General features: G+C 74.5%; 14 protein-coding genes. 10 read left to right on the top strand and 4 right to left on the bottom strand.

The features are described from left to right. Window positions 1-349 precede the first annotated feature (349 nt). The 7 genes from ACZ5Y0_RS07505 to ACZ5Y0_RS07475 all read left to right on the top strand — a co-directional run bounded on the left by ACZ5Y0_RS07505 (window position 350) and on the right by ACZ5Y0_RS07475 (window position 16172). Complete coding sequence (locus ACZ5Y0_RS07505) at window positions 350-7231, top strand: SDR family oxidoreductase (protein ID WP_469127676.1); 6882 nt, start codon at window positions 350-352, stop codon at window positions 7229-7231. 8 nt (window positions 7232-7239) lie between these two features. Beyond that, window positions 7240-11688, top strand: a complete 4449-nt coding sequence (locus ACZ5Y0_RS07500; protein ID WP_469127675.1) for a beta-ketoacyl synthase N-terminal-like domain-containing protein — start codon at window positions 7240-7242, stop codon at window positions 11686-11688. Then, window positions 11685-12002, top strand: a complete 318-nt coding sequence (locus tag ACZ5Y0_RS07495; protein ID WP_469127674.1) for an acyl carrier protein — start codon at window positions 11685-11687, stop codon at window positions 12000-12002. Before ACZ5Y0_RS07500 ends, ACZ5Y0_RS07495 begins: the two co-directional genes overlap by 4 nt. A gap of 2 nt (window positions 12003-12004) precedes the next feature. Then, a complete protein-coding gene (locus ACZ5Y0_RS07490) occupies window positions 12005-12817 on the top strand; it encodes an alpha/beta fold hydrolase (protein ID WP_469127673.1) in 813 nt (270 codons plus the stop codon). Beyond that, on the top strand, window positions 12814-13971 hold the full coding sequence (locus ACZ5Y0_RS07485; protein WP_469127672.1) for a glycosyltransferase: 1158 nt from the start codon (window positions 12814-12816) through the stop codon (window positions 13969-13971). The genes ACZ5Y0_RS07490 and ACZ5Y0_RS07485 overlap by 4 nt, the downstream gene beginning before the upstream one ends. Continuing rightward, the gene (locus ACZ5Y0_RS07480; RefSeq protein ID WP_469127671.1) at window positions 13971-15083 is read left to right on the top strand and encodes a class I SAM-dependent methyltransferase; all 1113 of its coding nucleotides are present in this window, start codon (window positions 13971-13973) and stop codon (window positions 15081-15083) included. The genes ACZ5Y0_RS07485 and ACZ5Y0_RS07480 overlap by 1 nt, the downstream gene beginning before the upstream one ends. A 144-nt stretch (window positions 15084-15227) precedes the next feature. Then, the gene (locus ACZ5Y0_RS07475; RefSeq protein WP_469127670.1) at window positions 15228-16172 is read left to right on the top strand and encodes an alpha/beta hydrolase fold domain-containing protein; all 945 of its coding nucleotides are present in this window, start codon (window positions 15228-15230) and stop codon (window positions 16170-16172) included. A 30-nt stretch (window positions 16173-16202) separates the two neighbouring features. Here the strand turns inward: ACZ5Y0_RS07475 and ACZ5Y0_RS07470 are convergent, their stop codons facing one another. Beyond that, a complete protein-coding gene (locus tag ACZ5Y0_RS07470) occupies window positions 16203-16343 on the bottom strand; it encodes a hypothetical protein (RefSeq protein ID WP_469127669.1) in 141 nt (46 codons plus the stop codon). Window positions 16344-16451: 108 nt separating this feature from the next. Here ACZ5Y0_RS07470 and ACZ5Y0_RS07465 point away from each other — a divergent pair, with 108 nt between their 5' ends. Further along, on the top strand, window positions 16452-16796 hold the full coding sequence (locus tag ACZ5Y0_RS07465; RefSeq protein ID WP_469127668.1) for a cupin domain-containing protein: 345 nt from the start codon (window positions 16452-16454) through the stop codon (window positions 16794-16796). Here the strand turns inward: ACZ5Y0_RS07465 and ACZ5Y0_RS07460 are convergent. Next, window positions 16786-17805, bottom strand: coding sequence for a LacI family DNA-binding transcriptional regulator (locus ACZ5Y0_RS07460; RefSeq protein WP_469127667.1), 1020 nt, complete (start codon window positions 17803-17805; stop codon window positions 16786-16788). The genes ACZ5Y0_RS07465 and ACZ5Y0_RS07460 overlap by 11 nt on opposite strands. Before the next feature lie 155 nt (window positions 17806-17960). Here ACZ5Y0_RS07460 and ACZ5Y0_RS07455 point away from each other — a divergent pair, with 155 nt between their 5' ends. Further along, window positions 17961-19079, top strand: a complete 1119-nt coding sequence (locus ACZ5Y0_RS07455; RefSeq protein WP_469128023.1) for a Gfo/Idh/MocA family protein — start codon at window positions 17961-17963, stop codon at window positions 19077-19079. A gap of 12 nt (window positions 19080-19091) precedes the next feature. Here ACZ5Y0_RS07455 and ACZ5Y0_RS07450 read toward each other — a convergent pair whose 3' ends face one another. After that, window positions 19092-20123: a LacI family DNA-binding transcriptional regulator gene (locus tag ACZ5Y0_RS07450; protein ID WP_469127666.1), complete on the bottom strand. Its 1032-nt coding sequence runs from the start codon at window positions 20121-20123 to the stop codon at window positions 19092-19094. Window positions 20124-20920: 797 nt separating this feature from the next. Between ACZ5Y0_RS07450 and ACZ5Y0_RS07445 the strand changes: the two genes are divergently transcribed. Then, window positions 20921-21925, top strand: a complete 1005-nt coding sequence (locus tag ACZ5Y0_RS07445; RefSeq protein WP_469127665.1) for a Gfo/Idh/MocA family protein — start codon at window positions 20921-20923, stop codon at window positions 21923-21925. A 122-nt stretch (window positions 21926-22047) separates the two neighbouring features. Here the strand turns inward: ACZ5Y0_RS07445 and ACZ5Y0_RS07440 are convergent, their stop codons facing one another. Next, window positions 22048-23298 carry a serine hydrolase domain-containing protein gene (locus tag ACZ5Y0_RS07440; RefSeq protein WP_469127664.1) on the bottom strand — a complete coding sequence of 417 codons (1251 nt, stop codon included), beginning with the start codon at window positions 23296-23298 and terminating at the stop codon, window positions 22048-22050. Window positions 23299-23373 lie beyond the last annotated feature (75 nt).

Here is a 23373-nt window from a genome sequence, read left to right as displayed (position 1 = left end):
GACCTTTCGACGCCCGTTCCGGACATGCGATCCAAAGGATCCCATTTCCTCGGGTCGTGCGCGTTTCAACAATGCGTCGACCCGAGGAACCGGGTCGGCGAGAAAAGCAATAGATCCGTTTTCCTACGCCGTAACCTTTTCTCCGAGGGTGACCGAATCAATACGGCAGGAAACCAGGGGGTCGTTCAAACGTTGACTGGCGAGTAATAAGACCACTACCTTTCAACGCGCTTCGAACAAGCGCTCTTCACGGCCTTCCGCGGTGATCGTTTCCCGCCGGAATCCCGGTGCACGCCTTTGCTGTCCCGAACCCCCCACCGTGCAGCTTCACCCTTGATTCGGAGAATCAATGACGTCCACTGTGCGCTCCGAGGACATGATCATCGGCATCACCCCTTTCGGCGAACCCGATGCCGGGCTCGCCCTCGCGGTCGGCAGGGCCGGCGGCCTCGGTGTGCTCGATCTCGGCGACGGCGGCCGAAGATCGCGCGAGGCGCTGGCCCGTTTGCGGCGCTCGGCGCCGGGCGGGTTCGGGGTCAGGATCGGACCGCACTGCCGGCTGTCCGCCGCCGACCTCCGAACCGACGGCCCGCACACGGTGGTCCTGGCCGCCGACTCGTCCTGGAGGCTCACCGGTCTCACCGCACGGCACCGAGTCCTGGTCGAGGTCACCGATCTGCCCTCCGCGCGGGAGGCCGCTCACGCCGGGGCACACGGACTGATCGCGCGGGGCGGCGAGTGCGGCGGCCGGACCGGCTCGCTGAGCACCTTCGTGCTCCTTCAACAGCTGCTGTACGCAACCGAGTTGGATCTCCCGGTGTGGGCCTGCGGGGGCATCGGGCCGGGCACGGCCGCCGCCGCGGTGGCCGGCGGGGCGGCCGGGGTCGTCCTCGACGGACAGCTCGCGTTGCTGGCCGAGTCCGCCCTCCCCGAGGCCGCCGCCGCCGCGCTGCGCCCCCTGGACGGCTCGGAGACCGTCGTCGTGGCCGGTCATCGGGTGCTGCTGCGCCGTGGCCCCGACGCCCCGCGCCTCCCGCGGGACGCCGGACCGGAGGAGGTCGCGGCGCTGCTCGGCGCGCGGGACCCGCGCACCCAGTTGCTGCCGGTGGGTCAGGACGGCTTCCTCGCCGCCCGGTTCGCCGACCGCTGGGGGGACGTACGGCGGACCGTGCGGGCGGTGCGGGACGCGGTGCGCGCTGCGGTGGCCGACGACGGGACCGTACGGGCGCTGGCGGACGGGTCGCCGATGAGCCGGGCGCTGGGCACCCGGCTGCCGGTCGCGCAGGGGCCGATGACGCGGGTCAGCGACGGCGCCGCGTTCGCCGCGGCGGTCGCCGCGGACGGGGCGCTGCCGTTCCTGGCGCTGGCGCTGGCGGACGGCGACCGGGCGCGGACGATGCTGGCCGGCACGCGGGACGCGGTGGCCGGCCGACCCTGGGGTGTCGGTGTGCTCGGCTTCGCGCCCGAGGACGTACGGGCCGCCCAGCTGGAAGCCGTACGGGAACTGCGGCCGACGCACGCCGTCATCGCGGGCGGGCGGCCCGCGCAGGCGCAGGCCCTGGAGCGGGACGGGATCCGGACCTTTCTGCACGTGCCGTCGCCGGGGCTGCTGCGGCAGTTCCTCCAGGCGGGTGCGCGCCGGTTCGTGTTCGAGGGCTCGGAGTGCGGCGGGCATGTCGGACCGCGCGCGAGCTTCCCCCTGTGGGAGGCCCAACTGGCTGTGCTGGAGGACTATTTCGAGAGCGGCGGTGATGGGGCCGGCATCGAGGTGTTCTTCGCGGGCGGAGTGCACGACGAGCGGTCGGCCGCGATGGTGGCCGCACTGGCCGCGCCGCTGACCGCGCGCGGGGCGGCCGTCGGTGTGCTCATGGGCACGGCGTACCTGTTCACCGAGGAGGCGGTGGCGCACGGCGCGATCCGGCCGCTGTTCCAGCGGCAGGTGCTGGCCGCCGACCGCACCACGCTCCTGGAGTCGGCGCCGGGGCACGCCACGCGCTGCGTGCCCAGCCCGTTCGCCGCCGGCTACCGGGCGGAGGAGGCCCGGCTGCGCGCCGAGGGCGTCCCCGACCGGCGGATCTGGGACGAACTGGAGCGGCTCAACGTCGGCCGGCTGCGCCTCGCGAGCAAGGGGGTGACGCGGGAGGCGGACGGGGCCCTCGCGCCCGTCGACGAGCGACGGCAGCTCGCCGAGGGGATGTTCATGGCCGGCGAGGTGGCCGTGCTGCGCTCGGCGACCACGACGGTGGCCGCGCTGCACACGTCCGTGACGACGGGAGCGGCCGCGTTCCTGTCCCGTCGGGCCTCCGAACTCGGGGTGCGGGAGGCGCCCCGCCCCGAGGCGCCCGCGCCGCTCGACGTCGCCGTCGTCGGCATGGCCTGCATGTTCCCGCAGGCACCGGATCTGCCCACGTTCTGGGCGAACGTCGTCGGCGGCGTGGACGCGGTCACCGAGGTCCCGGCCGACCGCTGGGACCCGGCCGTGCACCACGGGGGGTCCACCCCGTCGAAGTGGGGCGGCTTCCTGCCGCCGATCCCCTTCGACCCGCTGCGCTACGGCATCCCGCCCGCCTCCCTCGGCCATATCGAGCCGGTCCAGCTGCTGTCCCTGGAAGCGGCCCGGCGGGCCCTGGAGGACGCCGGATACGGCGACGGCGTAAGGGAGTTCGACCGCTCCCGCACCTCGGTGGTGTTCGGTGCGGAGGCCGGCAGCGACCTCTCGAACGCGGCCACTCTGCGGGCCGTGCTGCCGTCCTACTACGGGAAGGTGCCGCGGGGGCTGGACGAGCAGCTTCCGCGGCTCACCGAGGACTCGTTCCCCGGCATGCTCGCCAACGTCATCTCCGGCCGGATCGCCAACCGGCTCGATCTCGGCGGCGCCAACTACACCGTGGACGCCGCCTGCGCCTCCTCGCTGGCCGCGGTCGACGTCGCCTGCAAGGAACTCCTCGGCGGCACGAGCGACATCGTGCTGTGCGGCGGCGCCGACCTGCACAACGGCATCAACGACTACGTCCTCTTCTCCTCCGTGCACGCCCTGTCCCCCACCGGCCGCTCCCGCGCCTTCGACGGCTCGGCCGACGGCATCGCCCTCGGCGAGGGCGTGGCCTGCGTGGTCCTCAAACGGCTCGCGGACGCCGAGCGCGACGGCGACCGGATCTACGGCGTCATCAAGGGGCTCGGCTCCTCCAGCGACGGCCGTTCCCTCGGACTGACCGCGCCCCGTCCCGAGGGCCAGCGGTCCGCTCTGGAGCGGGCCTACGCGAGCGCGGGTGTCTCCCCGGCCCAGGTCGGGCTCGTCGAGGCGCACGGCACCGGCACGGTGGTCGGCGACCGCACCGAACTCGCCATCCTCGGCGAGGTGTTCGGCGAGGCGGGCGCCGCGGCGGGCGGCTGTGTGATCGGCTCGGTCAAGTCGCAGATCGGGCACACCAAGTGCGCCGCCGGGCTGGCCGGCCTGATCAAGGCGGCACTCGCGCTGTACACGGGCGTCCGGCCGCCGACGCTGCACGTCGAGACGCCCAACGCCGCCTGGGAAGCGGACCGCAGCCCGTTCGCCTTCCACACCGAGGCCCGACCGTGGGCCGCGCCCGCCGGTGGACGCTTCGCCGGGGTCAGTGCGTTCGGATTCGGCGGCACCAACTTCCACGTGGTGCTGGGAGCGCACGCCGACGGGGTGCCGCCGACGCGCGGACTGGACGCCTGGCCGGCCGAACTGTTCGTGTTCCGCGGCCGGGACGAGAAGTCGGCCCGTCGCGCGGTCGAGGACCTCCTGGGGACCGCGGAGGCGGACGGCCGCCCGTGGCGGCTGCGCGACCTGGCGCTCGCCTCGGCGCGGCGCTCGGACACGAGCACCGAGCCGGTGCGGATCGCCGTCGTCGCGAACGATGTGGACGACCTCACGGAGAAGCTGCGGACCGTCCTCCGCGGCCGGGCCGACGCCGACCCCGCACGTGGCATCCACCTGGCCGGCCCCGAGTCCGCCATCGGCGGCAAGGTCGCCTTCCTCTTCCCCGGGCAGGGCAGCCAGCGCACCGGCATGCTGGCCGAACTGTTCGTCGCGCTACCGGAGTTGCGCCCCTACCTGGAGCTCGGGCGCGAGTACGCCGACGCGCTGTACCCGCCGGCCGCCTTCGACGACGCCGCCCGGGAGCGGCAGCGGGCCGCGCTCACCGACACCCGGGTGGCGCAGCCGGCCCTCGGCATCGCCGGGCTCGCCGCGCACGCCCTGCTCACGGCCGCCGGCGTGGAACCGGACATGGCCGCCGGGCACAGCTACGGCGAGCTGGTCGCCCTCTGCGCCGCCGGCGCCCTCGCCCCCGAGACGCTGCTGGAGCTGAGCGGCGAGCGGGCGGCGGCGATCCTCGGGGCCGCCGGGGACGATCCGGGGACCATGGCCGCGGTCGCCGCCGGCGCGGCGGAGGTCGAGCAGGCCCTCAAGGCGGCGGGCGCACCGGACACCGTCGTCGTCGCCAATCGCAACTCCCCCCGCCAGACGGTCGTCTCCGGTCCGACGGACGCGGTCGCCGAAGCCGTACGGCTGCTGCGCGAGAAGGGTCTCGGCGCCCAGCGGATCCCGGTGGCGTGCGCCTTCCACAGCCCTCTGGTCGCCGGGGCCGGTGACCGCTTCGCCGAGGCGCTCGCGGCCCGTCCGGTGCACGCCCCGGAGATCCCGGTGTGGTCCAACCGCACCGCCGCGCCCTACGCCGCCGACCCGGACGCGGTGCGGGGAGAACTGGCCGCGCAGATCGGCGCACCGGTCTCCTTCGTCGAGCAGATCGAGGCGATGTACGAGGCGGGCGCGCGGGTCTTCGTCGAGGCCGGTCCCGGTTCGGTGCTGACCCGGCTGGTCGGACAGATCCTGGGCGATCGCCCGCACACCGTCGTCGCGTGCGAACCCCGCCCCGGCGGCGGCCTGCGCGACTGGCTCGACGCCCTCGCCCGGCTCTCCGTGGCGGGGCTGCCGGTGCGCACCGGGCGGCTGCTGCGCGGCCGGGACGCCGTCGACGCGGTACGCACCCCGGCGCCCGGGGTTCCCGGCTGGACGGTGGACGGGCACCTCGTCCGTACCGCCGCCGGCGCCCTCCTGCCCGGTGCCCTCGCACCGGCCCGACGTGTCGTGGACACCTTGGAGACGACTGTGACGACCAACCCCCCGCACGGCGTCCCGTCCGACCGGGAGGCGCTCATCTCCGAGTTCCTGCGCACCAGCCGGGAGATGATCGCCGCCCAACGGGACGTGCTGCTCACCTACTTCGGCGGTCCGCCCGGTGCGCCGCCGGCCGGCCCGGTCGCCGCTCCCGCCCATGTGGAGGCGCCGCTGCCCGCCGTCGAAACCGTGCCGCGGACGCCCGGCCTCCCGGTCGCGGCACCACCGCCGGTGGCGGAGCCCGCGCCGGAGGCCAGCGGGCCCGTCGACGTCCAGCGGACGGTCCTGGAGATCATCAGCGAACGCACCGGCTATCCGGTCGACATGATCGAACCCGACCTCGATCTGGAGGCCGACCTCAGCATCGATTCCATCAAGCGGGCCGAGATCGCCGGTGAACTGGCCAGGCGGCTGGGCGCCGGGGGCGGCGCGGACCTCACCTCGATGGACGACGCGGAGCTGGAGGAGCTGGCGAAGGCGCGTACGGCGGCGGCGGTGACCGGCTGGCTCACGGCCCGGCTGGGCACACCGGAGAAGCCTGCGGCACCGGAGACGTCGGCGGCACCGGAGACGTCGGCGGCACCGGACCGGTCGGCCCTCGTGGAGTCGCCTGCCTCACAGGCGGTGACCGGTGAGCCGCCCCGGCGGCACGTCCTGCGTCCGGTGCTGCTCGACGGCCCCGGCGGCACCGACCCCGCCGGACTGTTCCCCGGCACCCGCTGGGTCCTCCTCGGCTGCGCGCCCGAAGTGGCCTCCCATGTGCGGGAGCTGGGCGCCGAGGTCGTCGTACGCGACCATGACCATGAGCTGGGTGACGGGGACGGGCCGGTGGACGGGGTGCTGTACCTCGGGGCGCTCGCGGACGACGGCACCACCGTGCTGCCGGACGCGTTCCCGGTGCTGAAGGCGGCCCTGGCGTGCGGGCCGCGGTGGCTGCTGGCCGTCCGGCCGTCCGGCGGCGGGACACGGTCGGCGGGCCTGCGTGGCCTGTTCCGCACGGTGGCCCGCGAGTACCCGGAGACCGTGGCGCGGGTCGTCGACCTCGCCGACGTCTCGCCCGCCGCCGTGGCAGGCGCGGTGGCCGCGGAGGCCGCCGCACCGGACCGTACGCCGGTCGTCGTGCGGTCGGCTGCCGGGCGGTACGGGTTCGAGCTGGTGGAGGCCCCGCTCGGCGCGCTCGGCGGCACAGGCGCCGGACCGGCCGGGGACGGTGCGGCCGAGGCCGCCGCGCTGGGCCTGGACCGGGATTCGGTGGTGGTGCTGGCGGGCGGGGCGCGGGGCATCACCGCGCAGTTCGCCGCCGCGCTCGCCGGTGCGGCCCGCTGCCGTCTGGAACTGCTCGGCCGCACCCCCGCGCCGGACGGACCCGAGGACGCGGACACCGCGGCCGCCCGCACCCCGGCCCAGCTGCGCGCCGCGCTCGCCGCGCGCGGCGGGTCGAAGCCGGCCGAGATCAACCGCGCCGCCGACCTGCTGCTGGCCCAGCGGGAGATCAGGGCGACCCTGGCGGAACTCGCCGCGCTCGGCGGCCAGGCCCGCTACCGCTCGGTGGACTTCCGCGAGCCGGACGCCGTGCGCCAGGCCGTGAAGGAGATCCACGCCGAGCACGGCCGGCTCGACGGCGTGGTCCACGCGGCCGGCGTGATCGAGGACCGGCTCATCGCCGAGAAGAGCGCCGAGTCCTTCCAGCGGGTCTACGGCACGAAGGCCACCGGCGCCCTGGCACTGCTCACGGCGTTGGAGGAACTGCCCGCCGCGCCCGCGTTCACGGTGCTGTTCGGCAGCGTCTCCGCCGTCCTCGGCAACCGGGGCCAGGCGGACTACGCGGCGGCCAACGACGCCCTGGAGACCCTCGGTGCCGCCTTCGCCGCCCGCACCGGCCGTCGCGCGCTGACCGTGCACTGGGGTCCGTGGGCGCCCGCGACCGGGCACACCGGCATGGTGGGCGCGGAGCTGGCCCGCGAGTACGCCCGCCGCGGGATCCGGCTGATCGACCCCGAGGAGGGCACCGCGGCGCTGCTGCGGGAGCTGGCCTGGGGCGACGAGGCCGCGACCGCCGTCGTCCACACCGCCTCGGGGTGGTGACCGGCGCCGTGACTTCTCGTCAAGTCCCGGTCGCGGTCGTCGGAATGGCCGTGCTGCTGCCGGGCGCACCCGACCTGGACACGTACTGGCGGAATGTGCGGGACGGCGTGGACGCCGTCGGGGAGGTGCCGGACGGGCGCTGGGACGCGGACTACTACCGTCCCGGCACCGCCCCCGAGCCGGCCGTCGCGGACCGGGTGTACGCCCGGCGGGGCGGGTTCGTCGACGGGCTCGCGCAGGTCGAGGTCACCCGGTTCGGGATCATGCCGAACTCGGTGGCCGGGACCGAGCCCGACCAGCTCATCGCGCTGCACGTGGCCGCCGCCGCCCTCGACGACGCCGGTGGCACGGACCGCCTCCCGGACCGGGGCCGGGTCGGTGTCGTCCTCGGCCGGGGCGGCTACCTCACGCCGGGCCTGGTCCGGCTCGACCAGCGGGTGCGCACCGCCGGCCAGCTCGTCCGCACCCTGGGCGAACTGCTGCCGGATCTGACGCCGGATCAACTTGACCGCGTACGTTCGGCTTTCACGGACCGGCTGGGGTCCGACAGCCCCGAGTCGGCGATCGGCCTGGTGCCCAATCTGGCCGCCTCCCGGGTCGCCAACCGGCTCGACCTGCGCGGACCGGCCTACACGGTGGACGCGGCCTGCGCCTCCTCGTTGGTCGCCGTCGACCAGGCGGTGCGCGAACTCACCGGCGGGCGGTGCGACCTGATGCTCGCGGGAGGTGTCCACCACTGCCACGACATCACGTTGTGGAGCGTCTTCTCCCAACTGCGCGCCCTCTCCCCCAGCCAGCGCATCCGGCCCTTCCACCGGGACGCCGACGGCCTCCTGATCGGCGAGGGAACGGGGGTGGTCGTTCTCAAGCGGCTCGCCGACGCCGAACGCGACGGCGACCGGATCTACGCCGTCGTCCGGGGCACCGGTGTGGCCAGCGACGGCCGTGCCGCCGGGCTCGTCAACCCCGATCCGGGCGGCCAGGCAGAGGCCGTACGGCAGGCGTGGCGGGCCGCCGGGCTCGATCCGGCGGCGCCCGGTTCGATCGGCCTCCTGGAGGCGCACGGCACCGCCACCCCGGCCGGTGACCAGGCCGAACTTGCCACAATGGCAGAGGTGTTCGGGCCCGGCGACGGCGAGGCCGTGCTGGGCTCGGTCAAGTCGATGATCGGGCACACCATGCCGGCCGCCGGGGTCGCCGGACTGGTCAAGGCCGCCCTCGCCGTCCACCACGCGACGCTGTTGCCGACCCTGCACTGCGACGACCCGCACCCCGCGCTGACCCGCACCCGCTTCCGCACCCTGGAGAAGGCCGCCCCGTGGGAGACCACCCCCGGTCAGCCGGTACGGCGGGCCGCGGTCAACGCGTTCGGGTTCGGCGGGATCAACGCGCACGTGGTGCTGGAGGAACCGCCGGGGGCCCGCGGACCCGCCCCCGCCGCGCAGGTCACCGAGCCCGAACCGGTGCTCCTCCTGGCCGCCGGCTCCCCCGCGGGCCTCACCGCCCTGCTGGACGCCGACGACGGCGCCGTACGCGCCGCCGGACTCGATCCGAGCCGTCCGCACCCGGAGGCCGGGCCGGTCCGGCTGGGCATCGTCGGACCGACCGGCAGAGGCCTCGCCCTGGCCCGCCGCGCGGTCGCCAAGGGGCGGGCCTGGCACGGCCGCAGCGACGTCTGGTTCCGGCCGGGCCCCCTTCTCGGCGCGGGCGGCGGAAAGCTGGCCTTCCTCTTCCCCGGCCTGGAGGGCGACTTCACCCCCCGGGTGGACGATGTCGCCGCCCACTTCGGACTGTCCGCGCTCGCGGTCACCGGGGACGGGGTCGGTGACCTCGGCCGGCACGGGCTGGGCGTCGTCGCCGTCGGCCGTCTCCTCGACACGGCGCTGCGCCGGACCGGCGTCGTGCCGGACACGGTCGCCGGGCACAGCCTGGGCGAATGGACCGCGATGGCGGCGGGCGGGCTGTACCGCGGGGACGAGGTCGACGCCTTCATGGCGGCCTTCGACCCGGACGCACTCACCGTGCCGGGCCTCGCCTTCGGGGCGTTGGGCGCGCCCGCCGAGCGGGTGCTGGCCGCGCTGCGGGAGGAGGAGTGGGCCGGGGCGGGCCTTGTTCTCTCGCACGACAACGCGCCCGGTCAGTCGATGGTGTGCGGCCCCGACGCGGCCGTCGACGAGTTCGTGCGGGCCTTCCGCGCCCGAGGGGTGCTGAGCCAGGTGCTGCCGTTCCGCTCCGGCTTCCACACGCCGATGCTGGAACCGCACCTCGGCCCGATCAAGGAGGCCGCCGAACGGTTCCGGCTGCGTCCGCCGCACACCCCCGTATGGTCGGGCACGACCGCCGCGCCCTTCCCCGAGGACGAGGCGAGGGTGCGGGAGCTGTTCGTCCGGCACCTGCTGGAGCCGGTCCGCTTCCGGCAACTGACCGAGGCCCTGCACGCAGCGGGCCACCGGGTGTTCGTCCAGGTGGGTCCCGGTCAGCTCGGCTCCCTCGTCGGCGACACCCTCGGGGGCCACGACCATCTGGTCGTCGCCGCCAATTCCCCGCACCGCACGGGCCTCGCCCAGCTCCGCCGGGTGGCGACCGCGCTGTGGGCGGCGGGCGCGGAGGTGGCCCCGGCCCTGACACCGGTGGCCGTCCGCACCGGGAACGCACGGCCGCGCCCCCAGCCGGTCCAGCTGGACCTGGGCGGCGCCCTGGTGTCCCTCGCTCCCGAGCGACTCTCCGCGCTACGGGCGCAGTTGAGGACGACGGCACGTCCCGCGGCCCCCGCTCTCGACGCGCTCGTGCCCGGCTCCCCGATCGCCGCCGAGCTGTCCGCACTGATCCGGGACACGGCGGACACGGCGGCCGCCCTCCTGACGGCACCGGTGCGCACCCCGGTCGCCGCGGAGCAGCCGCCGGCCCCGTACAGCGCCACCGTCCGGGTCTCGCCCGACACGATGCCGTACCTGCTGGACCACTGCTTCTTCCCGCAGCGGCCCGGCTGGCCAGACGTGTCCGACCGGTGGCCGGTGGTCCCGGCGACGACGATCGTGCAGCACATCATGGACACCGCGCGACGGGCAGCGCCCGGCCGGGTGCCGGTCGCCGTGCACAGGGCCCGTTTCGAGGAGTGGCTCACCGCCACCCCCGCCGTCGACGTCCCGGTCAGCGCGGTCCCCGAGGGCCCGGACCGGCTGGCCGTCTCCTTCGGTCCGCGGGCCCGCGCCACCGTCGAACTCGCCGCCGCCCACCCGGCCCCACCCGCCCCCTGGCCGGCCGGTCCCGCCGCCGAACGCGTCCCCGATCACACCGCCGCACAGCTCTACGCCGAGCGCTGGATGTTCCACGGTCCGGCTTTCCAGGGCGTCACGGATCTCACGGCGATCGGCGACCGACACGTCCGGGGCGTGATCACCACCCCGGCCGCGCCCGGCGCCCTCCTGGACAACGTCGGCCAGATCCTCGGCTACTGGATCATGGCGACCCGCAGCACCCGGACCGTCGTGTTCCCGGTCGGCATGCGCGAGATGCGCTTCCACGGACCGCACCCGGCGCCCGGGACCGAGGTGGGGTGCCTGGTGCGGATCACCTCGCTCACCGACACGCTTCTGGAGGCCGACGTCCAGCTGACGGTCGACGGCACGGTGTGGGCGGAGCTGTACGGCTGGCAGGACCGGCGCTTCGACAACGACCCCGAAACCCGTCCCGTCGAGCGCTTTCCGGAGCGCAACACGCTCTCCGAGGCCCGCCCTGGCGGCTGGTCGCTGCTCCACGAGCGCTGGCCCGATCTGGCGTCCCGCGAGCTGATCATGCGCAACTCTCTCGCCGGGCCGGAACGCGCCCAGTACGCGCAGCACGCCCCGCGCGGCCGCCGGCAGTGGCTGCTGGGCCGGATCGCCGTCAAGGACGCCGTACGGCGGTGGCTGTGGGACCGGGGTGAGGGGCCGGTCTTCCCGGCCGAGCTGCGGGTGCACAACGACGAGGCGGGCCGGCCGTACGTCACCGGCGTGCACGGCCGCGTGCTGCCGTCGCTGGACGTGTCCCTGGCGCACCGCGCGGAGGCGGCCGTGGCGATCGTGCGGCCCCACACGCCGGGACCGGGCCCCGGTATCGACATCGAGGAGGTCACGGACCGGACGCCGCAGACCCTGGCCGCCGTCCTCGGCCCGGACGAGCTGCGACTGCTGCGCGCCCTGGTGGCCGACGGGTCCCAGGCGCTGTGGTTCACCCGCTTCTGGACGGCGAAGGAGGCCGTCGCCAAGGCGGAGGGCACCGGGTTCGGCGGGCGACCACGGGACTTCGCCGTCCTCGACGCCGCCCCGGCCGGCGACCGGCTGACGGTCGCCGGCCGTCTCGAACGCGCGTACACCGTGCACTGCGCGCCGGCCGCCAACCCGCCCCACCTGCCGGCCCGCACCTATGTCGTGGCCTGGACGACGGGTCCCGTCGAAGCGAAGGAGTACCACCGATGACCCCCCACACCCCCGTCACCGCCGACGAGGAGACCGTCCTCGCCGACCTCACGGAGATGCTCGCCCGGCTCATGGAGGACGAGTACGGCCTCGACGACGTCGAGATCGGCCCGCGCACCACCTTCAACCGCGACCTGGAGCTGGAGAGCATCGACCTGGTCACGCTGGCCGGGCTGCTCCAGGAGCGGTACGGCGACCGCGTGAACTTCGCCGAGTTCCTGGCCGGCATGGAGTTCGACGAGATCATCGAGCTGACCGTCGGACGGCTCGTCGAGTACGTCGTGACGGGCCTGAAGGCCGCGGAGGCGAACTGATCATGGCCATGGTCGACACCGGCGCCGTCCGGTTGCACGTCCAGAGGATCGGTCCCCGCGACGGCCGACCGGCCACCGCCACCGTGGTGCTGGTGCACGGCCTGCTCACCGACAGCCTGGCCAGCTACTACTTCACCGTGGCCCCCGCGTTCGCCGCCGCGGGCCTGGACGTCGTCATGTACGACCTGCGCGGCCACGGCCGCAGCGAACGCCCCGCCGACGGCTACACCCTCGACGACAGCGTCGACGACCTGGAGGCGCTCCTCGACCGCGTCGCGGTGACCGGCCCGGTGCATCTGGTCGGCAACTCCTACGGCGGGACGGTCGCGTTCGGTTACGCGGCCCGGCATCCGCGGCGGGCGGCGAGCGTCGCCCTCATCGAGTCCGAACCGGCCACCGCCGCCTGGGCGGTGAAGCTGGGCGGCATCCTGGACCGGGTGGTGACACAGCTGGCGCACAACGAGCCCGACGCCATCGCCTGGATCACCGCGCACCGCGGCCACAACACCGCCCGCCTGGCCAGGGGCGCGGCCCGACTGGCCCGCGACACCACCCTGGGCAGGGACATCCCGGCCAGTCGGGTGCTGACGGAGGAGGAGATCAGGGCGGTGCGCTGCCCGGTGCTCGGCGTGTACGGCGGCGACTCCGACCTCGCCCGACTGGCGCCCTGGCTCCGGCAGTCGCTGCCGGACTGCCGGACCGTGGTGATTCCCGGGCACGAGCACTCGGTGCTGGTGGAGGCGTCCGCTGCGGTGGGCGGCGAGGTGCTGGCGCTGGTGCGGCAGGCCCAGTCGGTGGGGGCCGAGGTCCGGTGAGCCGGTTCCTGTTCGTGGTGCCGCCGTTGACCGGGCACATCAACCCGGCCGTGGGCGTGGCGGCCGAACTCGCCGGGCGGGGACACCGGGTGGCGTGGGCGTGCTCCGATCCCGCGCTGGTCCGGCGGCTCGCGGGGGTGGGCACCGAGGTGTTCGGGTGTGCCGGGGCGCCGGACGGGAGCAGGCCGCCCGAGCTGCGCGGACCGGAGGCGCTGAGGTTCCTGTGGGAGTGGTTCCTGCTGCCGCTCGCCGAGGCGATGGCGCCGGGGGTGCGGGCGGCTGTCGGGGAGTTCCGGCCGGACGTGGTGGTCGCCGACCAGCAGGCGTTCGCGGGCGCGCTGGTCGCGGAGGCGCTCGGCGTGCCGTGGGCGACCTCGGCGACCACCTCCGCCGAGTTCACCGATCCGCTGGCGGGGTTGCCGAAGGTCCGGGAGTGGCTGGCGGAACGGCTCGCGCGGCTGCGGGCCTCGGTCGGGGGCCGGGCCGGCGCTGCCGACCCGCGGTTCTCCCCGCATCTCGTCCTCGCCTTCAGCACACCGGAGTTGGCGGGTCCCGCCGAGGGCGTCCGCTGGGTGGGCCCGTCGGTGGCGGCCCGCCCCGCCGCGGACGGCTTCCCCTGGGAGTGGCTCGACGCGGGACGCGGGACCGTGCTGGTGACGCTCGGCACCGCGAACACCGACGTCGGCGACCGCTTCCTCGACGTGTGCGTGGAGGTGCTGCGCGAACGGGCGGACCGGGTGCAGGGGGTGGTCGTCGCCCCCGGCGGCACGCCGCGGGTGCCGGGCGACGACAAGGACGTACGGGTCGTGCCGTACGTTCCCCAGCTCGCTCTGCTGGAGCGGGGAGTGGCCGCGGTGATCTGCCATGCCGGGCACAACACGGTGTGCGAGGCGTTGTGGCACGGCGTACCGCTGGTGGTGGCCCCCATCCGCGACGACCAGCCGGTGGTGGCCGCGCAGGTCGCGCACGCGGGGGCCGGGGTGCGGGTGCGGTTCGGCCGGGTCGGCGCGCGACGGCTGGGCGCGGCCCTGGACGCCGTACTGGACGAGCCCGGCTACCGGGCGGCGGCCGAGCGGATCGGTGCCGCCTTCCGGGCGGCCGGCGGGACGTCCGCCGCCGCGAACCATCTTGAAGAACTCGCCAGGGAGTTGTGATGAGCGACGAGACCGGGGCCGCCGAGCGGGACGAGACCGGGGCCACCACGGGCGGGACCCGGACCGGCGAACGGATCGCGGCGCTGCGACCGGCCTACCGGGCCGATCTCGCGGCGGGCGTGGACCGCTTCTTCGAGCCCCGCCGCACCGACTGCCCCTGGTGCGGCTCCGACCGGCTGACCACGCGGCTGCGCACCACGGACCTGCTCCAGCACAAGCCGGGCCGCTTCGTCCTGGACCGCTGCGAGGGCTGCGGGCACACCTTCCAGAACCCCCGGCTCAGCGCGGCCGGGCTGGAGTTCTACTACCGGGACTTCTACGACGGGCTCGGCGAGAAGAAGCTCGGCGACACCTTCGGCGGGCGCACGAAGATGTACCGGGGGCGTGCCGAGTCGATGCTGCCGCACGACGGCGGGCCGAAGACCTGGCTGGACGTCGGCACCGGGCACGGGCACTTCTGCGAGGTCGCCAAGGAGGTGTTGCCGGAAACGGCTTTCGACGGGCTGGACTTCACCGACGGCGTCGAACTCGCCGAACGGGAAGGGCGCGTGGACCGCGGTCACCGTGGCGCGTTCCGCGACCTCGCGCCCGAACTGGCCGCCCGTTACGACGTGGTGAGCATGTTCCACTACCTGGAGCACAGCACCGACCCCGACCGTGAACTGCGCGCCGCGCGGGAGGCCGTCCGGCCCGGCGGGCATCTCCTCATCGAGGTCCCGGACCCGCAGAGCCGTTATGCCCGCCTCCTCGGCCGCTGGTGGCTGCCGTGGCTACAGCCGCAGCACCTGCACTTCGTGCCGGTGGCCAATCTGCGGCAACGGCTCACGGACCTCGGGTTCACGGTGGTCGCGGAGCAGCACGCCGAACCGCACGACCCGGTGGATCTGCTGGCCGCCGTATGGCTGGCGCTGGATCACGCGGCGCCGCGCGAGGACGCGCCCTGGCTGCCGGAGCCGCCGAACGCGCCGCGCCGGGCGCTGCGGGCCGCCCTGTTCCTCGCCGGCATACCGGCGCTGATCGCGGGCACCCTCCTCGACCGGTTCGCGGTCCGGCCGCTGGCGCACCGGCTGGGGGTGTCGAACGCCTACCGGATCGTGGCCCGGCGCGACTGAACGCGGGGAGGGGAGAACGGGACCGGGGGGTGTGGGCGGGCCGGCAGCGTGCTACTTTCAGCCCGGACGATCGCCAGGATTCCTGTCAATGATTGATGCTCAGGACCTGGCGGTCGACGGCATGGCCGAACGAACGGAAAGCCCATGTCCCTCCTGGCCAGACCCGCGGTGGCGGCCCGCGCCGCCAAGACGATGCAGGGCCTCACCCGGCTGGCGGGCCGCCGTTCCGGCGGCCCCGGTTCCACCGCCGCCCGGCAGGCCCGCTTCCCCGAACACCCGCGGGCCGTCCACGAGTCGACGGTGCCGACGTCCGTCACCCCGGCCCCGGTCACGATCTACGCACCGCCCGCCGGGACGGCGACGCGGCCGCCCGTCCACGTCAACTTCCACGGCGGCGGCTATGTCATGTCGATGCCGGAGATGGACGACGCGCTCTGCCGGATCCTCGCCGTCGAGGCGGGGGTGATCGTGGTCAACGTACGGTACGTCGTCGCCCCGCAGCACCCCTTCCCGGCCCCGCCGACGCAGGCGTACGACGTCGTCAGCTGGGTCGCCGAGCACGGTGCGGAACACGGCTGGGACGGCGGCCGGCTCAGTGTGGGCGGTCAGAGCGCGGGCGGCGGGCTCGCCGCCGCCGTGGCCCGCCAGGCACTGGAGCGGGAGGGACCCACCATCGGGCTCCAGGTGCTGCACTATCCCCCGCTGGATCTCGCGACCAGCGCCCGCGACAAGAAGGCCGCCGTCGCCAGGCCGCTGCTGCGCCCCTGGATGGCGGAGGTCTTCGACACCTCGTACGTGCCGGATCCGCGACGGCGTGCCGACCGGCTGGTCTCGCCCGCCGGCGCCTCGGACACCGCCGACCTGCGGGGCATCGCCCCGGCGCTGGTCATCACGGCGGAGTACGACCTGCTGCGCGCCGAGGCGGCACGCTACGCCGGGCGCCTGGCCGCGGCCGGCGCCCTGGTCGCCCATCACGAGGTCGCGGGCGCCGACCACGGCTATGACGCCAAGGACGACGAGAAGGCCCGCGCCACCTACCTGCTGATCGCCCGTCACCTGCGGCAGGCCACAACTCCCGGCACCTCCTGACGGTCGTGGGCGCGCCGCGGCGACGGCCGTTCACCCGTCCGGCGCCCCCTGCGGGGCGACGCCCGGTCCCTCGGCCCGTTCCGTCAGGTGGCGCCACGCCTTCTGTCCCACCGCTTCGCCCTTCTCGCCGTGCCCGGCGGCCACCGCGGCGCCGCGCTCCGCGTCGCCCACCGCGCTGGACGCCGGGCCCGCCAGTCGCGACGAAGTGTCCCGCCACCGGCGCCGACACCGCACACAGTGTCAAAGCCCGCAGGTGGCCCGCATGGTCAGGGTCACTCCATGACACCCAGTTTCGCTCTCCACATCCCCGACGCCGAACTCGAGCCCGAGCCGCTCGACCCCGGGCAGATCGTGTCCGGGACGCCCGAGGTGACCGGCAAGGTCGTGTGGGAGTCGCCGGACGGCCGGCAGGTGCGCGGGATCTGGCAGATCACGCCCGGGGTCGTCACCGACACCGAGGCGGACGAAGTGTTCGTGGTGATCAGCGGGTCGGCCACGGTCGAGGTCCGGGGCGGGCCCACGCTGAGCGTCGGGCCCGGCGACATGGCTGTCCTGCGCGCCGGCGACCGGACGACGTGGACGGTGCACGAGACCCTCCGCAAGGCGTACGTGATCAGCCTCTGACGGCCCCCGGCGCCGGTGGCGGTCCCGTGGTCCCCCGCACCTCCAGCGTGGGTGCCGCCAGGTGGAGGCGCCCCTCCGCGCCGGGCCTCTCCAGGCGGTCGAGCAGACAGCGGGCGGCGCGGCGGCCGACCTCGTGGCCGGCGTGGTCGACGGTGGTGAGCCACAGGTGGCGCAGACGGGAGACGCTCGTGTTGTCGTAGCCGACGAGGGACAGGTCGCGGGGGACGGAGAAGCCCAGTTCCTCGGCCGCGGAGAGGGCACCGACGCAGGCGATGTCGTTGACGGCGAAGACGGCGGTGGGCCGGTCGGGCCGGCTGAGCAGCCGCACGGTCGCGCGGTAGCCGCCCTCCTCGGTCATGTCGCACGGCTCGACCGGCGCCCGCTCCGCCGGTCCGTGCGCCCGCATCGCCGAGTCGAAGCCGCGCCGGCGCAGCTCGCCGACGGCGCCGTAGCCCGCGAGGTGCGCGACCGTGCGGTGGCCCAGACCGATCAGGTGCTCGGTGACCAGGCGGGCGCCCCGCTCGTCGTCGCCCGCGACGACGTCCACGCCCGCGGTTACGGGCTCGCGGGCGCCCGCGACGACGACCGGCATGCGGGCGGCGACCGCGTCGAGGGCCGCCGGGTCGGGCAGGGTGCCGACGACGACCAGGCCGTCGGCCCGCAGGTCGAGGAAGGGTCCGGCCAGGTCGTGGCCGACGCGCCGGTTGAGGCGGGCGTCGGCGAGCAGCACGTGCAGTCCGCTCGCGGCCAGCAGGGAGTTGAGGCCGTCGAGGAGGTCGACGTACCAGGGGTTGCGCAGGTCGTGCAGGAGGACCCCGATCGTGCGGGTGCGGTGTTCGCTGAGGCTGCGGGCCGCGGCGTTGGTCCGATAGCCGAGCTCCCGGACGGCCTCCAGGACGGCCTCGCGCTTCTCGGCGCGCACCTGGTCGGAGCCGCGCAGGACGAGGGAGACCAGGGACTTGGACACGCCGGCCCGGTCGGCGACGTCACGGATGGTCGGCGCTCTCATGGATGGACCGTTCCACGAGCCACGCCGGGTGTCAAAGGGCTTGACACTGGGGAAAACAGGCGCCCAGGGTGGCCTGGACAGAATATGGACCGGTCCAAAGAAGGGCTGCCGCCGTGAGTGTTCCCCTGGGTGTCGCCGTCGTCGGGTTCGGCTGGATGGGCCGGGTGCACACGCAGGCGTACGCGCGCGTGCCGCACCACTTCCCGCGGCTCGCCCTGCGGCCCGCGCTGATCACGGTCGCCGAGGAGGTTCCGGGCCGGGCCGAACGGGCCGCCGAGCAATACGGGTTCGCCGCGGCGGTCCGCGACTGGCGGGAGGTCGCCGCCGACCCGCGGGTGGCGGCGGTCAGCATCACCGCGCCGAACTTCCTGCACCGGGAGATCGGTGTGGCGATGGCCGGGGCCGGCAAGCACATCTGGATCGAGAAGCCGGTGGGCCTCACCGCCGACGACGCCCGCGCGGTCGCGGACGCGGTCGCCGGGGCCGGTGTCCAGGGGGCGGTCGGCTTCAACTACCGCAACGCGCCCGCCGTGGAGACCGCCCGCGAGCTGATCGCCGCCGGCGAGATCGGCGCGGTCACCCACGTCCGCATCCGCCTCTTCAGTGACTACGCCGCCCACCCCGACGGCGCCCTGACCTGGCGCTACGAGCGTGAGCGCGGCGGCAGCGGAGTCCTCGGCGACCTGGCCTCGCACGGCGCCGACCTGGCCCGCTTCCTGCTCGGCGAGATCACCTCGCTGACCGCCGACACGGCCGTCTTCGTCCCGCAGCGGGCCCGCCCCGCCGGGGCCACCACCGGCCATGCCCTGGCCGCGGGGGGTGAACCGGGCCAGGTCGAGAACGAGGACTACGTCAACTGCCTCCTCCGGTTCGCCACCGGCGCCCGCGGTGTCCTGGAGGCCTGCCGGGTCTCGGTCGGCGAGCAGAACTCCTACGGCTTCGAGGTGCACGGCACGCGGGGCGCGGTGTCCTGGGACTTCCGCCGGATGAACGAGCTGGCCGTCAGCCGTGGCACCACGTACCAGGACCAGCCGGTCAGCACGGTGTACGTCGGCCCCGGCGCGGGCGAGTTCGGCGCCTTCCAGCCGGGCGCGGCGAACGCGATGGGCTACGACGACCTCAAGGTGATCGAGGCCTACCGTTTCCTCCGCTCGATCGCCGAGGGCACCCCGTACGGGGCGACCCCGAGGGACGCCGTGCGCGCCGCGGACGTGCTGGACGCGATGGCACGTTCGGCGGAGAGCGGGACCTGGGTGGACGTGCCCACGGCCTGACCGGACGGCGTTCTAGCCGATGACGGCCGGCGGCAGGTTGTACGGCGTCACCACCTGGATCGCCGACGGCGGCAGGGGCCCGGTGGGCGGGAGCGCGCCGTGCGCCCGCATCACGGCGTGGCAGGCCTCCCGCATGTCCTGGCGCAGGTCGTGGTGGAGCACGGCGGACAGCAGGTGCTCGCGCAGCAGGCGCGTGTTGTCGTGGTCGAGGTCGTGGGCGACGAACACGGCGCACTCGCGGCCGGCGTCGGCGAAGGCGCGCAGGGTGGCGATGTTGCCGCCGCCGATGGAGTAGACGGCACGGATCCCCGGGTCGCGTTCGAGGGCGGCGCGGACCAGGTCGTACTGGGTGGCGTCGAGGCCCTGGCCCTCCGTGATCTCGACGAGCGCGCGGTGCGGGTGGCGGGCGCGCATGGCGCCGCGGAAGCCCATCTCACGCTCCTCCTCGTTGCGGAAGAAGCCGCTGCTGAGGCTGGTGAGCACATTGCCGGGCCGCTCCCCGAGCCACTGGCCCATCAGGTAGGCGGCCGTGGCGCCGGCGGCCCGGTTGTCGATGCCCACGTAGGCGAGACGGGCGGAGGCGGGCAGGTCGGTCACCAGGGTCACCACCGGGACGCCGGCCTCGGTGAGCCGCCCGACGGCGGCGGCGACCTCGGGGACGTCCGGGGCCTTGAGGACCACCCCCTGCGAGCCGCGCCGGGCGATCCGGTCCAGCGTGCGGACCAGTTCGGCGACGGGCCCGGTCTCCCGGAAGTGGAAGCGGGAGCGGACGACCGCCGGGTGCAGCGACGGCAGCTCGGCCTCCAGGGCGGCCCGCACGGCGGTGGAGAACCGCTCCGGCGCCTGCATCACGATGTCGATCATGAAGGTGCGGCCGACCAGCCGGACCTGGGTGCGCTGCCGGTCGAGGTCGGCGATCGCCCGGCGGACCTCCCGCTCGGTGCTCTCGCGCACCCCTCCCCTGCCGTTCAGGACCCGGTCCACGGTCGCCTCGCTGAGGCCCGCCTGACGGGCGATCTCGCGGATCGGGAAGGGATGCCCCATGTCATCGGCTCCTTGAGGGGTTTTTGATGGCTTCCTGCCGGTTGTTCGAGGGGTTTGTACTGACAAGAATGACAGCACCGGGCACCCCCTGTCACCGAGCCGAGCGACCCCTGCGCCGGGCCTGGCGACACCTCCTGTCACCCAGCCCGCGCCCCCTGTCTCCGAGAGGACGACGATGTCCTTCACCCTCCGGCCGGTCCGGGCGCCGTTCCCGGCCACGCGCGCCGCCGCCGCGGACGAGGTGGGCCGGAGCGCGCCCGGCACGGTCGCCCCCGCCGTCACCCCCTCCTCGGCGCCCGGCGGACAACGCCTCATCGCCCCCTACGTCGCCGCCAAGGCGGGGCCGGCCGGGCAACCGGCCTCCGTGGTCACCCCCTCCTCGGCGCACGGCGGACGACGCCTCATCGCCCCCTACGTCGCCGCCAAGGCGGGGCCGGCCGGCCCGCGCCCTCCCCACGCCCGGTTTCGCTCGCACGGGGGAACCCCCCTCGCGGCACGCCCCCACCGCCACGACCGGGTCCGCGCCAACGGCCTGAACATCGGTCGGGCGGCGGGCGAGGGCGTGGCGCGACCCGGCGCGCCTCCCACGGCCCCGCGGGCGACCGGCGTGAGCAGGCGGCCGCCCGCCTGCCGCCGGCCAGGCTCGGCCAACCGGACGAGATGGCCGACTTCGCGGAGTTCCCGCTGCCCGGACGGTCCGGCGTGGTCACCGGTTGGGTGATCGACTGGGACCAGAACGCGCTCGGCGGCCTCGACCGGCTCTCTCCCCCTGTACGACCTTCAAGGAGCTGCACCCCATGCGTATCGGCATTCTCGGCCTCGGCCGCATCGGCGCCTTCCACGCCGAGACCCTGTCCGGACTCGACGTCGTCGAGTCGCTCGTCGTCGCCGACCCGTTCGCCGAGGCCGCCAAGTCCGCCGCCGACCGGTTCGGAGCCGAGGTCGCCGACTCCCCGGAGGCCGTGCTGGCGGCCGGGGTGGACGGCATCGTCGTGGCCGCCGCCACCGACGCCCATCCGGCGCTGATCCTGACCGCCGTGGCCGCGGGCGTGCCCGTGTTCTGCGAGAAGCCCGTCGCGAGGACCATGCGGGAGGGCGTCGACGTGCTCAGGGCCGTCCAGGGCAAGGACGTGCCGATCCAGATCGGGTTCAACCGGCGCTTCGACGCCGGTTTCGTCGCCGCGCGCGCCGCCGTACGCTCCGGCGAGCTGGGCACGCTGCACACCGTGCGCTCGACCACGCTGGACCCGGCGCCACCGCCGGCCGCGTACATCGCCACGTCGGGCGGCATCTTCCGGGACTGCTCGGTGCACGACTTCGACATCGTCCGCTGGGTGACCGGCCGCGAGGTGCGCGAGGTGTACGCGGCCGGCGGGAACCGGGGCGCCGACTTCATCAGGGAGGCGGGCGACGCCGACACCACGGGTGCGATCCTCACTCTGGACGACGGCACGATCGCGGTGGTGTCGAACTCCCGCCACAACGGCCGTGGTTACGACGTCCGCATGGAGATCCACGGCTTCCAGGACTCCATCGCGGTGGGCCTGGAGGACAAGCTGCCGCTGCGTTCGGTGGAGCCGGGTGCGACCTTCCCGGCCGGGACCCCGCACGACTTCTTCATGGACCGCTTCACCGCCGCCTACCGGGCCGAACTCACCGCCTTCACCGAGGTGGTGGCCGGCACCCGGCCTTCGCCCTGCACGGTCGAGGACGCCCTGGAGGCCGGCTGGATCGCGGAGGCGTGCACACTGTCGCTGCACCGGCACCGCCCGGTGACGATCGCGGAGGTCCGCGTCTCCTGACCGGCCGAGCGGGGTGCGGACGGTGGGGGCCCGGCGCCGGGCCGGGACCCCACCGCGCCTCCCCTCCCGCACCTCCCCTCCCGCGCCCCGCGGGCCCACCCGGCGGGCTCACCTCGCGCGGCTCACCTCGCGGCCGGCTGGCTCGGCAGGTTGAAGACGTGGTCCGGGGAGATGATCTTCGTGATGGCGTCGCCGAAGAGGGTGCTGGGCTCCTCGTTCTTGTAGTCGATGTCGGTGTTCAGCATCACGACGAGGGTCGCCTGCGCCGACGGCAGGTAGATGGTCAGGGACTGGTAGCCCGGCAGCGAGCCGTTGTGGCCGATCCAGCCCTGCACGTCGAAGATGCCGAGACCGTATCCGGCGCCGGGGATCGGCGTGGGCGGTGTGGTCAGCCGCTGCTTCTGGGTGGCGGGGCTGATCAGCCTTTCTCCGTCGGGGAGTTGGCCGGTGGCCACGGTCCGCGCCCAGACCCGCAGGTCGTCCAGCTTGGAGGTCATCGCGCCGGCGGCCCAGCCCCAGGAGGGGTTCCAGTCGGCCGCGTCCTCGACCTTGCCGGTGGCGGTCTGGTTGGTGTAGCCCTGCGCGTGCGGCCGCGGGAACTCGTTGCCGGTCGGGAAGCTCGTGTCGTCCAGACCGGCCGGGTCGAGGATGTGCTCCTGGATGTAGTCGGCGAGGGTCTGTCCGCTGATCTGCTCGACGACCAGGCCGAGCAGGATCAGGTTGGTGTTGGAGTAGTCGAACTCCGCGCCGGGCTGGAACTGCACCGGGTGCTTGAAGGAGTAGTCGAGCAACTGCTGTGGGGTGAAAGGCCGTTGCGGATCGGATGTCAGCGCCTTGAAGAAGTCGTCGTCCTGCGAGTAGTTGAACAGTCCGCTGCGCATGCCGGCGAGCTGTCGCAGCGTGATCCGGTCGCCGTTCGGGACGCCGTCGATGTACTTGCCGATCGTGTCGTCGAGACCGATCTTCCCGTCGTCGACCAGTTCCAGCACGGCCGTGACGGTGAACGTCTTGGTCTCGCTGCCGATCCGCAGGAAGAGGTCCGGCGACATCTTCCGGCCGGTGCCCTTGTCGGCGACACCGAAGGACTTCACGTACTCGCCCTGGTCGTGGGTCCAGACGCCGACGGACACGCCGGGGATGTTCGCCTGTTTCATCACCCGCTGCACGGCCTGGTCGATCTGTTGCTTCAGCTCGGGCGTCAGATCGCGGACCCCGTCGCCGGAAGGATTCGGGGAGGGGGCCGCGGCGGCGGTGGCCCCTGCCGGGGGAGCCGCCCCCGTGGTGCCGCCGACGACCGGCAGCACCAGTGCCCCCATCGCCGTGGCGACGACGGCCCCCCTGCGCAGACGGACATACGGATGCGGACGCGTCATGGGCTCACTCCCGCCAGGAGACTTCGCCGCATGCCACAGCCGCACCAGGGGCACGGGCCGCGCGCGGCCCATCAG

The organism is Streptomyces sp. NPDC033216, from assembly GCF_055577115.1.
This window is presented reverse-complemented; position numbering and strand designations above follow the sequence as displayed.